Origin of the sequence: Paludifilum halophilum, assembly GCF_002245355.1 — a bacterium.
Lineage (GTDB): Bacteria > Bacillota > Bacilli > Thermoactinomycetales > DSM-45169 > Paludifilum > Paludifilum halophilum.
Map to the genome: position 1 here is coordinate 153,502 of NZ_NOWF01000004.1, position 14,227 is coordinate 167,728.

General features: G+C 53.5%; 13 protein-coding genes. All 13 read left to right on the top strand.

What is annotated here, in order from left to right:
- Positions 1-12 precede the first annotated feature (12 nt).
- The 13 genes from murA (at position 13) to CHM34_RS07965 (ending at position 14,227) form a co-directional block, all read left to right on the top strand.
- On the top strand, positions 13-1,314 hold the full coding sequence (murA, locus tag CHM34_RS07905; RefSeq protein ID WP_094264063.1) for a UDP-N-acetylglucosamine 1-carboxyvinyltransferase: 1,302 nt from the start codon (positions 13-15) through the stop codon (positions 1,312-1,314).
- A gap of 130 nt (positions 1,315-1,444) precedes the next feature.
- On the top strand, positions 1,445-2,467 hold the full coding sequence (gene spoIID / locus CHM34_RS07910; protein WP_240511926.1) for a stage II sporulation protein D: 1,023 nt from the start codon (positions 1,445-1,447) through the stop codon (positions 2,465-2,467).
- Positions 2,468-2,603: 136 nt separating this feature from the next.
- Positions 2,604-3,287 carry a M23 family metallopeptidase gene (locus CHM34_RS07915; RefSeq protein WP_094264064.1) on the top strand — a complete coding sequence of 228 codons (684 nt, stop codon included), beginning with the start codon at positions 2,604-2,606 and terminating at the stop codon, positions 3,285-3,287.
- A 182-nt stretch (positions 3,288-3,469) separates the two neighbouring features.
- Positions 3,470-3,763: a sporulation transcriptional regulator SpoIIID gene (gene spoIIID, locus CHM34_RS07920; RefSeq protein ID WP_141201660.1), complete on the top strand. Its 294-nt coding sequence runs from the start codon at positions 3,470-3,472 to the stop codon at positions 3,761-3,763.
- A gap of 416 nt (positions 3,764-4,179) precedes the next feature.
- A complete protein-coding gene (locus tag CHM34_RS07925) occupies positions 4,180-5,139 on the top strand; it encodes a DNA-directed RNA polymerase subunit beta (RefSeq protein WP_094264066.1) in 960 nt (319 codons plus the stop codon).
- A 114-nt stretch (positions 5,140-5,253) separates the two neighbouring features.
- Positions 5,254-5,775 (top strand): CDP-alcohol phosphatidyltransferase family protein, encoded by a 522-nt coding sequence (locus CHM34_RS07930; protein WP_094264067.1) that lies wholly within the window; start codon positions 5,254-5,256, stop codon positions 5,773-5,775.
- Positions 5,776-5,825: 50 nt separating this feature from the next.
- On the top strand, positions 5,826-7,109 hold the full coding sequence (locus CHM34_RS07935) for an NAD-dependent malic enzyme (protein ID WP_439116317.1): 1,284 nt from the start codon (positions 5,826-5,828) through the stop codon (positions 7,107-7,109).
- A 375-nt stretch (positions 7,110-7,484) separates the two neighbouring features.
- A complete protein-coding gene (fabZ, locus tag CHM34_RS07940) occupies positions 7,485-7,919 on the top strand; it encodes a 3-hydroxyacyl-ACP dehydratase FabZ (RefSeq protein WP_094264069.1) in 435 nt (144 codons plus the stop codon).
- Between the two features lie 291 nt (positions 7,920-8,210).
- Positions 8,211-9,275, top strand: coding sequence for a non-hydrolyzing UDP-N-acetylglucosamine 2-epimerase (gene wecB, locus CHM34_RS07945; protein ID WP_094264070.1), 1,065 nt, complete (start codon positions 8,211-8,213; stop codon positions 9,273-9,275).
- 101 nt (positions 9,276-9,376) lie between these two features.
- Entirely contained in the window at positions 9,377-10,579 is a 1,203-nt protein-coding gene (locus CHM34_RS07950; protein ID WP_094264071.1) for a glycosyltransferase family 4 protein, read from the top strand.
- 154 nt (positions 10,580-10,733) lie between these two features.
- Entirely contained in the window at positions 10,734-11,786 is a 1,053-nt protein-coding gene (locus CHM34_RS07955; protein WP_094264072.1) for a Gfo/Idh/MocA family protein, read from the top strand.
- A complete protein-coding gene (locus CHM34_RS07960) occupies positions 11,783-12,892 on the top strand; it encodes a DegT/DnrJ/EryC1/StrS family aminotransferase (protein ID WP_094264073.1) in 1,110 nt (369 codons plus the stop codon). Before CHM34_RS07955 ends, CHM34_RS07960 begins: the two co-directional genes overlap by 4 nt.
- Before the next feature lie 15 nt (positions 12,893-12,907).
- The gene (locus tag CHM34_RS07965; protein WP_240511927.1) at positions 12,908-14,227 is read left to right on the top strand and encodes a nucleotide sugar dehydrogenase; all 1,320 of its coding nucleotides are present in this window, start codon (positions 12,908-12,910) and stop codon (positions 14,225-14,227) included.

Sequence of the window (14,227 nt, forward strand, 5' to 3'; positions counted from 1 at the left end):
GAGGGAAGTCATTTGGAAAAGATCATTGTACGGGGCGGTAATCGCCTGAAAGGGCGGGTCAGAGTGCATGGGGCGAAAAACGCCGTATTGCCGATTATCGCCGCATCCATTTTGCCGTCTCGCGGGGAGATCCTGATTCAGGACATTCCTTTGTTGGAGGACGTCAAAACGATCACCCAGCTTTTGTCCAGCTTGGGGATCTCGACTGAACTGAAGGAGGATTGCGTGCGGATCGACGCCCGGCACGTGGAGACCACGGAAGCCCCTTATGATCTGGTTCGTAAAATGCGGGCCTCGTTTCTTGTAATGGGGCCGCTTTTGGCCCGCAAGAAGCACGGTCGCATCCCGTTGCCCGGGGGTTGTGCCATCGGGAGCCGACCCATCGACCAGCACTTGAAAGGACTGGAAGCGATGGGAGCGGAGTTCGAAATCGGGCAAGGCTATATCGAGGGCCGAGTGCCGGACCGGTTGCGGGGAGCGCGTATTTATCTGGATGTGGCCAGCGTCGGTGCTACGGAAAACATTATGATGGCTGCTGCCCTCGCCCAAGGCCGGACTGTCATCGAAAACGCTGCTTGCGAACCGGAAATCGTTGATTTGGCCAATTTTATTAACGCCATCGGCGGCAAGGTGCGGGGAGCCGGGACGGATACCATCCGCATCGACGGTGTGGACTTTCTGCGCGGAACGGAGTACTGCGTCATTCCCGACCGGATCGAAGCCGGAACCTATATGGCCGCAGCAACGATTACCCGGGGGGAAGTTTTTGTGGAAGGAGCCATCTCCGAACACCTGAATCCCTTTATCGCTAAACTGCGCGAAATGGGGGTTCAAGTGTTGGAAGGGGAAAATGGCGTCCATGTCCGCGCCGAAGGGGAACTGAAACCGGTAGACGTAAAAACCCTGCCGTATCCCGGATTTCCGACGGATTTGCAATCTCAGATGATGGCCATCCTGATGACGGCGAAAGGGAACAGCCTGTTGACGGAAACCGTATTTGAAAACCGGTTCATGCATGTGGAGGAAATGAAACGGATGGGCGGCAAGATGAAGATCGACGGACGATCCGTCATGATCGAAGGAGGGCAGACGCTCTCCGGTGCCAGGGTGAAGGCGACGGATCTCCGTGCGGGAGCTGCTCTGGTGCTGGTCGGTTTAGTGGCCAACGGCGTGACGGAAGTAACGGAACTGCGTCATATCGACCGGGGTTATGTCCGGCTGGTGGAGAAGTTACAGGGATTGGGAGCGGATATCGGACGTGTGACCGAAGAGGAAGAGGAGCAAAGCCTGAATATCGAGCACTCATATGCCTAATCCATCACAGGAGAACCGCGGGAAAACCGCGGTTTTTTTTATCCCTCAACGGTTCTATCATCTTTTTTTTCACCATAGGGTGATAGGGAGGTTGTCCTCTCTGGATGAATGGAACAGGAGGCGGGGTTTTGTGCACAAAGGGATGATCCTGTTGGTTGCCCTTCTCATCAGTGTCATGATCGCTGTTCCGGCTGTGCTAGTCAGTCTGGACTCTTCTTCCGGGAGCGAAGATCGGCGGATAACCGAAGATCCCGGTGGAGGGACGGGTCCTGATGTGAAGGTGTACCTGACGGAGGAAAAGAGAGTGGTCGAGCTGCCCCTCGAGGAGTATATCCGTGGAGTGGTGGCGGCGGAAATGCCCGCCGATTTTCATCTGGAGGCGTTAAAGGCTCAGGCCCTGGCTGCCCGGACCTATATTGTGGACCGGCTGAATCGGGGGGACTTCTCCGATATGAAAGAGTCGGGGGCTGACGGGGCACAGGTAACGGATACCGTTCAACACCAGGTGTTTAAGACCGACGAACAGCTTCGGCAAAACTGGGGGGATCAATATGACGAGTTTTCCCGACGCATCGATGAGGCGGTCCGGGCAACCCGGGGAAAAGTGATCCAGTATGACGGGGAACCGATTTACGCCGCTTTTTTCTCCACCAGCAACGGTCGCACGGAAAATTCCGAGGATTACTTTGCTGAAAGTTATCCCTATCTCCGCAGTGTTCCTTCTCCTTGGGACGAGAAGTCTCCCAAATACAAGGATCAAAAAAAGATGTCAGTGAAGGAGTTTTTGGGAAAATTGGAAGAGGAGTCGGGGAATGAGTTGGCGCTTCCCGCTTCCGGTGGAAGCAAATGGATTCAAGTGGAGAAAAAGACGGAAGGAGGGCGGATCGGAGAGATTCGTGTCGGAGATCAGACTTTTACCGGCCGCCAGATCCGTGAGGCTCTCGATCTCTCCTCCACCGATTTTTCCTGGAACATTCAAGGGGATTCCATCACCTTGACCACCCGGGGTTACGGCCATGGAGTGGGGATGAGCCAATGGGGGGCCAATCTGATGGCCATGGAAGGAAAAAAGGCGAAGGAGATTGTTCAGTACTACTATCAAGGAGTCAAGATCGGAAACGCTTCTTCCATTCTAGCCAAAAAAGAGGAATAATCAGGAGAGACGGAGAGGGAAAAACGAACCCATGTTTTTCCGCTTCCGACTGGTGTGAGAAAATACGAAAAAATGTTCGGAACCGGGTATAAAAAGAATTTTCCGTGTCGAGAATGGTTTCTGAGGTGATAACCCAATGAAACCTGAAGACAATCGACCGGTAAAACCGGTGAGAAAAATCTCCAGTCTCAAATGGAAGCGGTTATTCGCCAAGAAGTGGTTTTTCCCCGCCGTCTACTTAGCTGCTGCAGCACTCATCCTAAGCCTGGTATGGTGGTATCAGGGTGCCCAGGATTCCGGGGTGACCAAACCGAATACCGGGTTGGAGGAAATCGAGCTGCAACAGGAACCCCACCCCGGGGAGGATGCGGAGGAGTTGAAATCACCGCTTGCCGGAAATGCCGATGCCGAACAGACCATGGGATTCTATGATGAGTCGGGTTCAGAAAAGTCGAAAGAGGCATCCCTGGTCCAATATGCGAACACCTACTGGCCGCACACCGGAATCGACTTTGCGCGGAAAGACGGAAAGACATTCGATGTCGTTGCCGCCATGAGCGGGAAGGTGCTGCGGGTGGAGGAAAATCCCCTGACCGGACACCAAGTGGAAATCCAGCACCCGGACGGATGGGTCACGGTATACCAAAGCTTGTCCGATGTTCAAGTGAAACAGGGGATGGAAGTTGCCCAAGGGGAACCGATCGCCAAAGCCGGTCGGAACAACTTTGAAAAAGAAGCCGGAAACCATCTTCACTTTGAAGCACGGAAAAACGGCGAATCGGTCAATCCCGACCGGTATCTGAAAAATAACGACGAATAATTTTTCATATGATTGAAGAGCACCGTCTTTGATGAAGACGGTGTTTTTTTCGCCTTGGACGATCAGACAGAAAAATACGGCAAAAAACGAGCGATTGGGCTTGTCACGGCTTGTTAGATGAGAATAACCGGCCAAACCGCTCATATAATGTACCAGACATTGAGAAGAGGGAGGCGAGGGGAGTGCACGACTACATCAAAGAGCGGACGGTTAAAATTGGGCGATACTTCGTGGAAACCCGAAACACGGTCCGCAAGATCGCCAAGGAGTTCGGGGTTTCCAAAAGCACAGTGCATAAGGATCTCACGGAGCGGTTGCCTGAAATCAATCCTGAATTGGCTAATCAGGTAAAGGAAATACTGGAATATCATAAGTCGATCCGACACCTTCGTGGAGGTGAAGCGACAAAAATCAAATACAGAACGACGCAACCGGAAAAAGAGAGAAAAGTACTGGAAACAACCGTGAAAATGTGAAGGCTTCCGCATGGAGCACACCCCGCCGGTATCGTATGAAAAACCCGTGATGTGCACAAGCCCCCTACATATCGCCGAGGGTTGGAACCGGGTTCAGCTTTCACCCTGCGATTTTCAAGCTGTTAGACACGATCAATATGGATTGGGTGGAAGGTTGTGGGGTTCCACCTGGTTTCTTTTTGGCGGATTCATCCTATTTCTAGAGTGTATCAACGAACTTCTTTCCTGAATTCCGTTTACATAGAGTAGACTTCACTGACCAGTTACGATATATTCTATCTATAGAGGAAGGTTTGCTGGTTTATATATTAAAGTTTGTACATATATAGGAACGATGGTGTTTGGGGTTTTTCGCATGGACGAGCCGATAGTCGTCACGGCCCAAAGAAAATGTTCCTCGGAGAGGATAAGACATCATGCAGCAAAAAGATGATCAAAAGAAACCCTTGGAGTGGGAAAAAGACAAGGAAAACAGCCCCCGGGAAGAGGGAGACCAGGTGAGAGAGGGGTCTCCCTCCAAAGAAGGAGCGGAAGAGCAGAGATTCGATTCCGACCGGGAGAAGGAAATCTCACCCTCCGGTCGGGAAGCTCCTGAAGGGGGGCAGGAAACGGATCGGGACCCTAGCTCTTCCGCCGGGGATTCGGTTTCGGATCAATCCGGTGAGGGAAAGGAAACCTCCGGAGTCGCCGCGGAAAAGAGGCCTGACTCCGGCAATCACCCTGAAGAACGGGGACAAAGCGGAAAAAAAGCGGCGGATCAGGACCAAGGGAGAACGCGTGCAAACCGGTCGAAGCCCGAGAAGGGGATCCCGCCGGCGGAGGATTCCGGCCGGGGGGACACCCAGCAGGCACGGGTTGACCGGAAGGATGAGGTCCCTTCGGAAAATCAAAAAGATCCTGACGGAGGGAAGTTGTCGGCCAAAGAGAGGGATAAAAAAGAGCCGGATGGGTCAGCCTTTGTAAATAACCGTTTCAAGGATTCCGATGCAAAGGGAGAATCCGATCCACCCCGGAAAAAACCGGCGGGAGAGCTGATATGGCGGAAAGAGGGTTCTGTACCTGCTGCCGAGAAATCTGAGCAGGAAGACCAGGATCCGGTGACGGACAAAGAACAGGCGCCGAGTTTATCGGAATCCCGGGATGAAGTGAGCGAGTCGGAACAGGAAACGATACGGAAAGAGGACGAATCCGAACCGCGCAAAAAATCCCTCCGTCAGCGGGTATTATTCTACGTTTTTTTGATTGTCCCCGCCGCGAGCCTGGTTGCGCTGGTGATTGGACTGATGATCGGTTACAGTGTTGTGGGTGACGATCCCGCCTTTGAAGTGTTTACCCGGGATCTGTGGGAGCATTTATACAATTTAATATACGGGTAGAAGGACCCGTCCCCGCCGCCATTTGCGGCGGCTTGGCGGGGTCTTTCACGTTATGATCGATCCAAAACGGGATACCGGGTATAATACCTTAGGAAGCCAAAGGAGGGACCCCGATTGAACTTGCCCAACTTGCTCACTTTATTTCGTTTTATTTTGATCCCCCTATATTTGGGATTGTTTTTCTCCGATGTGCCCCATCGGATGTTGTGGGCGTTCGGGGTCCTGCTTTTGGCAGGTCTGACCGATGTAATCGACGGGTATTTGGCGAGGAAAAACGGTCAGGTGACACAGTTGGGGATCATGTTGGACCCCTTGGCGGACAAATTGATGATGTTGGCGGTTTTTCTTTCCCTGCTCATATCCGGCAGGATCACTTTAACCGCCGCGGCAGCCATTTTTATCCGGGATCTCGGTATGATTATAGCTTCCGCTATTTTCCACTTCCGCGGAAAAATCACAGTGCCCGCCAATGTCATGGGAAAACTGACAACGGTCCTATACTATGTTGCGCTGTCCCTGCTCATATTCGATGTTCCCGATGCGGAAAAATTCCTCTGGGGAGTTATCGCCTTTTCTTTTCTGACCTCCCTCATCTACCTCTTCCAATTTAAACTGATTAACCAGCGATCGATGTAATGGATTTCGGAGGTGTCCTTGTGGTTGATAAAAATATTATTCGGGCGTTGATGGTGGAGACTCCCTCCATTCCCGGCAACTTGGGAAGGCTGGCGACGGCGATCGGTATGGCCGGAGCGGATATCGGGGAGATCGAGACAGACCAGGTGGGCCCGACGTCGACCATGCGCAAATTTACGGTTCACTGTGAGGATGACGACCAGCTCAAGGACGTGTTAAAAGCGATTGAAGAACTGGGGGGCGGCATTCGGCTTCATGCCGTCTCCGACGATGTTCTTCGGGCTCATGAAGGCGGCAAGATTCAGATGAAAAGCCGTTTGGATGTGCGTTCCCTATCCGATCTGCGCCGGGTGTACACCCCGGGTGTCGCCGATGTGTGCCGTCTGATCCAACGGGAACCGCAAAAAGCGCAAATTTACACCAGTATCGGTAATACGGTGGCCATTGTTACCGACGGAACCGCGATTTTGGGGCTGGGCGACATCGGGCCGGTACCCGGGATGCCGGTGATGGAGGGAAAAGCCGCCCTTTTTGATCGATTTGCCGGCGTAAGCGGGGTTCCGATTCTGGTGGATACGAAAAATCCCGACGAAATCATTCAAACTGTCAAACATATTTCCTCTGGGTTTGGCGGCATTCTTCTGGAGGATATCGGTTCTCCTCACTGTTTTGAAGTGGAGGAGCGTTTAAAGAACGATCTGCAAATCCCGGTGATGCACGATGACCAGCATGGAACCGCCGTTGTCACGCTGGCCGCTGTCATATCCGCCTGCAAAAGTGCCGGTGTCGACCTCAAAGATGCAGAGGTGGGCCAGATTGGCTTGGGGGCGGCGGGTTTGGCGATCTGTCGCATGTTTATGGCTTATGGAGTGAAAGAAGTGTACGGCGCGGACAAGTCCGACATGGCCAAAGAGCGTTTGATCGGATACGGAGGGCATGTGTGCGATTCACTGGACGAGCTGATGGAGACTTGCGATATTGTGATCGCTACCACGGGAGTGCCGGGTTTGATCAAACCCGAACAAGTGCGGAAAGGACAGGTTCTTTTGGCTTTGTCCAACCCGAAGCCGGAAATCGAACCGGAGGAAGCCCTGAAGGCGGGAGCCGCTTATGCGGCTGACGGACGTTCCGTGAACAATGTTCTCGGGTTCCCGGGGATTTTCCGGGGAGTGCTGAATGCCCGTTCCGGCCAAATCACACATCCGATGCTGGTGGGAGCGGCTGAAGCCATTGCCGGGTGCACCAAACCGGGGGAGTTGGTTCCTCATCCCCTGAACCCCCTCGTTCATGAGGAAGTAGCCCAGGCGGTGGAAGCCGTAGCCATTCGATCCTAAAATCAAAAAAGAGCACCAAAGGGAATTCCTTTGGTGCCTTTTATTTGAACCCCCTGTCACTAGTAAACAGGGGGACATTTTTTATTGTAATGCGGAGATTTCTCTTTCATACATAAAAAACGATCGACAAATAACAATCTTTGGCCGGCTCCGGCGCTGTTTTCAAAAAACCTTCTTCTTTTGTGATACAATCGGGAATGTCTCGAGGGACGGCTTTCATTACCGTTGGCCCAAGCGGTACGGCCTTTAGGGCCGATCCGAGAAGAACTTTTTCATTTTCCAAAAATGGGATTGAAATCCTTGGTTAATTGTGGAGTGAAAGCTTTCCTTTGTTATAATGGAGACGCATCAATTTGATGGGAAGGAGCAAGCAGCATGGAGATGGATGTAAACCGGATTCAAGAGATCATTCCCCATCGATCCCCTTTTCTGTTGGTGGACAAGATTCTGGAGTGCGAAGAGGGTCAACGGGCGGTGGGTGTGAAAAACGTTACCGTCAACGAACCCTTTTTTGAGGGACATTTTCCCGGATACCCGGTCATGCCCGGTGTTTTGATCGTGGAGGCCCTCGCCCAAGTAGGGGCTGTCGCCGTGCTGGGAATGGAAGAAAACCGGGGAAAGTTGGCCTTTTTTGCCGGCATCGACCAACTTCGTTTTCGCGGACAAGTCCGCCCCGGAGATGTGCTTACTCTGGAAGTGGAGATGCTGCGCCTCCGGTCCTCCTTGGGAAAAGGGAAGGGAACAGCCCGAGTGGGAGACCGTACCGTCGCTGAAGGAGAACTCCTCTTTGCTCTCTCGGATCGCGACTGACACGGATACCGTCCGCATCCCGTTATCGTGAATGATCAGACCGACCGACTAAGAGCGCACTCGATCAGAACGTTACGCTTCCAGCAAACCAATGAAGAGCGATGAAGAAAACAGGAAATCGGAGTGAGCGGCAACGATCCGGATCTGCTATGGGAGTTTCGTACCTTTTTATAAAGGGTTTGTAAAGGGCGCAACTTCTCCTGACAGCTTTGCGTTTTCCTTTATCAGGGCCGCTTTTTCGAAGTATGGCCCTTCGGAAGGGAAACTGCACTGTTGCAGGAGGGATCGAACATGAAAGTGGTTACGGTGGTCGGTGCCCGACCTCAGTTCATCAAAGCGGCCCCCGTTTCCCGGCATTTGCGGGAGCGCGCGCAGGAGATCCTGGTTCATACAGGCCAGCATTACGATACGGCGATGTCCGATATCTTTTTCGATGAATTAGAAATACCTTCTCCGGATTACCACCTGGGGATCGGTTCCAAGTCCCACGGAGCACAAACCGGGGAGATGCTGACCAAGGTGGAAGAAGTGCTGGAAAAAGAGACCCCGGATTGGGTGTTGGTCTACGGGGATACCAATTCCACCCTGGCCGGGGCCTTGGCGGCCTCCAAACTCCACATTCCCGTAGCCCATGTCGAGGCTGGGTTGCGCAGTTTTAACCGTCGCATGCCTGAGGAGATCAACCGGGTCTTGACGGATCATATTTCACGAGCGCTCTTTTGCCCGACACAGACGGCGGTGGACCACCTGGAAAAGGAGGGCATCCGGCAGGGGGTTCATTTCGTCGGGGATGTGATGGTGGATGCTCTCCGTTTCAACCGTACCCTGGCACAAGAGAGATCCGATCTTCCGAATCGGCTCGGCTACGGTTCGGGCTCCTATATCCTGGTCACTCTGCACCGAGCTGAAAATACGGATCATCCTCGACGGCTCAAGGAGATAGTAAACGCACTTAATGAACTCCCCCTGCCTGCTGTGATGCCGCTTCATCCCCGTACCCGGGGCCAACTGGAGCGTTATGGATTCACCATCCGCAATCCGTCGGTTCACGTGATCCAGCCGGTGGGTTATCTGGACATGGTGGCACTGGAAGCCTCCGCGGGCAAAATCCTGACGGATTCCGGCGGAGTGCAGAAGGAAGCTTTCCTGATGGAAATTCCCTGTATCACGATGAGAGATGAAACCGAATGGACGGAAACGATCCGGCAAAAAACCAACATACTGGTGGGAGCGGACAAGAGGAAAATACTCGAGGCTGTGGAGAACTTTACAGTGAGTTTTTCCCTTGTCGAGCCGGTCTTCGGCGACGGAAAAGCGGCGGATCGCATCGTTAAACAACTTCTGAATGAACCGTGAGGCCAACCTATGTTGCGGCCCCGGCTTCCGAGGAAAGGCCCTGTATGGTCTTTTCTCCGAAGCCGGGGTTTGCGGCAGGAAAGGAAGATTGTTGAACCGCTATGAGTCTAAAAGTACTCGTTATTTCTCACATGTATCCCAATCCGTGCAATCCGACGGCGGGGATTTTCGTCCACAACCAGATCAAATCGATGGCGGACGAAGGGGTCGAATGCCGGGTCGTTTCCCCGATTCCCAGGTTTCCGTTTTATCCGAAATGGAGGCGGTATCGGGAATTTCCCCGAACGGCCACAATGAATGGAATTCCGATCCGTTACGTGCCGACGTGGATGTTCCCCGGCGGCCTGTTTTTTTTCGGTTACGGGTACCTTTACTATAAAGCGTTGGTCGGTACCATCGCCAAAATCAGAAAAAGCTTCCCCTTTGATCTCATCCACTGCCATACCATTTATCCTGACGGTTACGCCGGAGCGATGCTCAAAAACATCTTTTCCGTCCCGGTTGTCACTACAATCCACGGCTCCGATGTGAAGCTGTATCCCTATCGGAGCGACGGCGTTTATCGGCGGACGGAAGAAGCTTTGCGGATGAACGATCATATCATTACCGTGAGTGAGCAGTTGAAGCGGGACGCCCTAAAAATCGCGGCGGGAGTGGAAGTAACGACTATCTACAACGGGTTTGATCCGCAGTGGTTTTATCCCCGGTGCCGGGAGGGAGCAAGGAAAAAATTGGGTCAATCCGAAAACGGTCCATCGATTCTGTATGTGGGTAATCTCTATCCGGTGAAAGGGGTGGATTACCTGCTGGAGGCTTTTGCGCGGGTGGTTCCCTACCATGACGATGTAACCCTTCATCTTGTCGGAGACGGCCCTTTACGTTCAGAGTTGCAAAAACAGGCCAGGGAAAAAGGAATCGCCGATCAGGTCCGCTTTGTCGGGCGAAAGCCGCACGAAGAAATCCCCTGGTGGATCAATAGTTCCGATATTGTCGTTTTATCCAGCCTCAGCGAAGGGATGCCCTCGATTCTGCTGGAAGCGATGGGTTGCGGGAAACCCGTGGTAGCTACGGATGTCGGGGGAATTTCCGAAATTCTTCAGCACCGGCGGACCGGTTTTCTGGTAAAGCCCAAGCAACCGGAGGAAATGGCCCGCTTTCTGTCAATCCTGCTGATGGAAGACGAAGGATTGGTATATGACATGGGGGAACGGGCCTTTACGGAATCGGGTGCCCTCACTTGGAAAAGAAACGCCCAGCGAGTGAGGGAGTTGTACATACGCGTTCTCGAAAGAGGAACAGATTGAGATTTTGTTAAGACTGGTTAAAGAGTCATTAGAAGGGATACCCAGGACATTTCAATTGTGTTACATTGAAACTGATATTTGTAATCTGTTTGTAACAATGGAAGTGCGACTGGGAGATCCTGAAGAGAAACCGGACGAGAAATGAGGGACTGGTGTGATACGATACGGGATCGTCGGCTGCGGCCACATCGCAAAGAAGCATGTGAACGCGATTCGTGCCGTTGAAGGAGCAGAGCTCGCGGCGGTTTGCGACAAAGATCCCGACCGCCTGTCTTTCTGGAACGAAGAGGTGGCGGGTTTTACCGACATGGAAGCGATGTTGTCTGCGGTACAGCTGGATGTTGTGAATATCTGTACCCCCAGCGGTTTGCACCCGTCGCTCACCATTCAGGCGGCAGAGGCGGGAAAGCATGTGGTGGTGGAAAAGCCGATGGCCCTCACCCTGAAAGATGCCGATGCCATGATCCGAGCCTGCGAGCGGAACGGGGTGCGGATGGCCGTGGTGCATCCCAACCGTTTTCGGCCGGCCATGCGGGAGTTGCGAAAGCGCGTCGAAGCAGAAGCCTTCGGTACTTTCAGCCATGCCAATGCTACGGTCCGATGGAACCGGGATCAGGAATACTATGACCAGGCCCCCTGGCGGGGGACCCGGGCCATGGACGGCGGTGTATTGATGAATCAGGCGATTCACAATCTGGATCTCCTGTTGTGGATGATGGGAGAGGTAGAGGAGGTTTTCTCGTATCAGGCCACCCGTCTGCGGAATATCGAGTCGGAGGATACCTCCGTCTCCGTCCTCCGCTTTAAAAACGGTGCCCTGGGTGCGATTGAGGCGGCAGTCACCCTTTATCCCCGCAATCTGGAAGAATCCCTCGCTCTGTTCGGGGAAACGGGGACCGCGGTGATCGGTGGACCGACGGCCAACTGGATTCAGACCTGGAAATTTGCCGACGAGACGGATAGCCGAGCGGCGGAGACCATCCACCGAATCAATGAGGATCCCTATGGAAAACCGGGGCACCAGTGTCTGATCGAGGATATGACAGAAGCGGTCCGTACCGGCAGACAACCGGCGGTGACAGGATCCGACGGGCGCCGTGCTCTCGCCCTCATCGTCGCTTGCCAGGAGTCCGCCCGGACGGGACGACCGGTCCAAATGGATACATGGCAGGGAAAGACCGTCGCCGAGGAGGGGAGCGGCAAATGAGGAAGACACCGTTGTTGGACTTGAAGGCCCAGTATCGGACGATCCGCCGGGAAGTGGAGCAGGCGGTGATGGGTGTGCTGGAAAGCGGACGCTATATCTTGGGTCCGGAAGTAGAGGCCTTTGAACAGGAGGTGGCCCGCTTTACCGGAACTCGATACGGGATCGGTGTGGCCAACGGAACCGATGCTCTTCTTCTCACACTGGATGCCGCAGGAATCGGTCCCGGGGACGAGGTGATCACATCCCCCTTCACCTTTTTCGCTACAGCGGAAGTGATTTCCCGGCTGGGGGCGAAACCGGTTTTCGTCGATATCGATCCAAATACCTACAACCTGGATGTCTCGCAACTGGAGGCGAAACGAACGGAAAAGACCCGAGCGATTGTTCCAGTCCATATCTTCGGCCAGCCGGCGGATATGGATGAAATCAACCGCTTTGCTGAAGCCTGCGGTCTTTTTGTTTTGGAGGATGCCGCGCAAGCTTTCGGTTCCGATTACAAGGGGCGAAAAGCCGGGTCCCTGGGGCATGCCGCCACTTTCTCTTTCTTCCCGACCAAAAACCTGGGAGGTTACGGAGACGGAGGGATGGTGGTCACTGATAATGAGGAGCTTACGGCAGGAATCCGGAGCCTGCGGGTTCACGGCCGCAGTCACCGATCGAAATATCACAATGCCCGGATCGGATACAACAGTCGCCTGGACGAATTGCAGGCGGCGGTGTTGCGGATAAAGCTGAAATATTTGGAATCCTGGAATCGCGCCCGCCGCGAAAAGGCCCGCCTCTACGATCGAATGCTGAAGGGGCTGCCGGTGGTTACCCCGACGGCCCGTGAGGACCGAACCCATATCTATCATCTTTACATCGTTCAATCGGAGGACCGGGATGCTTTGCTGAAAGGCCTGCAGGAAAGGGGAATCGGTGTCGGGTCCTATTACCCCGTTCCGCTCCACCTGCAGGAAGTGTATCGGGATCTGGGGTATCAGGAAGGGGATCTTCCCCGGGCAGAGGCCATTTCCAAACGATCCTTCGCTCTGCCCCTTTATCCGGAGATGGATGAGGAGATGCTGCAAGGTGTGGTCGAGGCGGTAAAAGCCTTCTATCGATAAGGAGGTCCGGGGATCATGGCCGTGGGCATGGAAAGCGCGTTGGCAAAAATCAAAGACAAATCGGCGATTATCGGCGTTGTCGGATTGGGTTACGTAGGGTTGCCCCTGGCAGTGGAAAAAGCAAAAGCGGGTTACCGGGTGATCGGTTTTGACGTTCAGCAGAAGCGGGTGGACATGGTTAATCAGGGGATTAACTATATCGGAGACGTCGTCGATGAGGAGTTGGCCTGGATTGTGGATCAGGGTCAATTGCAGGCGACTACGGATTACTCCGAAATGAATCAAGTGGACGTTGTTGCCATTTGTGTTCCCACTCCCCTGGATCCGTACCAACAGCCGGACACCTCCTATGTGGAAGCCTCCACCCGGGAAATCGCGCAACGTTTGCACCGGGGGGCCCTGGTGCTTCTGGAGAGCACCACTTATCCCGGTACGACCGAGGAAGTGGTCCAGCCAATTCTGGAGGAAGGGGGACTGAAGGCGGGAGACGATTTCTACCTGGCCTTTTCCCCGGAACGGGTTGACCCCGGCAACAAAGTGTATAACACGAAAAATACACCCAAAGTCGTGGGCGGGGTAACCCCGGCCTGTACGGAGGCGGCCGCCGCTCTCTATCGCAACGTACTGGAAGGGGAAGTGTTTGAGGTATCCAGTCCCGCAGTGGCCGAGATGGAAAAGATTTTGGAAAACACGTTCCGCAATATTAATATCGCTCTGGCCAACGAGATGGCGATTCTGTGCAATAAGATGGGGATCGATTACTGGGAAGTGATCGAAGCCGCCAAGACCAAACCCTACGGATTTATGCCCTTTTATCCCGGCCCCGGACTCGGGGGGCATTGCATCCCGATCGACCCCTATTATTTGACGTGGAAGGCCCGGGAGTACAAATACCATACCCGATTGATCGAACTGGCCGGAGAGATCAACAATTACATGCCGGACTTCGTCGTGGAACGGACGATGAAGATTCTGAACCGGTACGAGCGGTCGATGAACGGTTCCAAGGTTTTGGTTCTCGGAGTGGCTTACAAACGGGACATCGACGATATGAGGGAATCACCGGCGATCGACATCATCCGTCGCTTGGAGAAATACGGAGCGGAAGTTCGAGTGAACGATCCCTACATTCCTGCTTTCCAAATCGACGGAAAGTCCTATGAAAGCGAGAAAGTGACCTCCGGCTTACTGAAAGAAGCGGATATCGTCTTAATCACTACTGATCACAGTATCTATGATTATTTCTTAATCGCCGAGCAGGCGAAGGTGATTTTCGATACGCGCAATGCATTGAAGGGTTTGGCGGAGATCCGCGCCGACTACGAAAAAATTTGA

Coding starts and splice junctions, on each gene's coding strand:
- CHM34_RS07950 (WP_094264071.1), top strand. CDS start 9,377: ATGAGTCTAAAAGTACTCGTTATTTCTCACATGTATCCCAATCCGTGC.
- CHM34_RS07915 (WP_094264064.1), top strand. CDS start 2,604: ATGAAACCTGAAGACAATCGACCGGTAAAACCGGTGAGAAAAATCTCC.
- CHM34_RS07965 (WP_240511927.1), top strand. CDS start 12,908: ATGGCCGTGGGCATGGAAAGCGCGTTGGCAAAAATCAAAGACAAATCG.
- CHM34_RS07960 (WP_094264073.1), top strand. CDS start 11,783: ATGAGGAAGACACCGTTGTTGGACTTGAAGGCCCAGTATCGGACGATC.
- wecB (WP_094264070.1), top strand. CDS start 8,211: ATGAAAGTGGTTACGGTGGTCGGTGCCCGACCTCAGTTCATCAAAGCG.
- CHM34_RS07925 (WP_094264066.1), top strand. CDS start 4,180: ATGCAGCAAAAAGATGATCAAAAGAAACCCTTGGAGTGGGAAAAAGAC.
- fabZ (WP_094264069.1), top strand. CDS start 7,485: ATGGAGATGGATGTAAACCGGATTCAAGAGATCATTCCCCATCGATCC.
- CHM34_RS07935 (WP_439116317.1), top strand. CDS start 5,826: ATGGTGGAGACTCCCTCCATTCCCGGCAACTTGGGAAGGCTGGCGACG.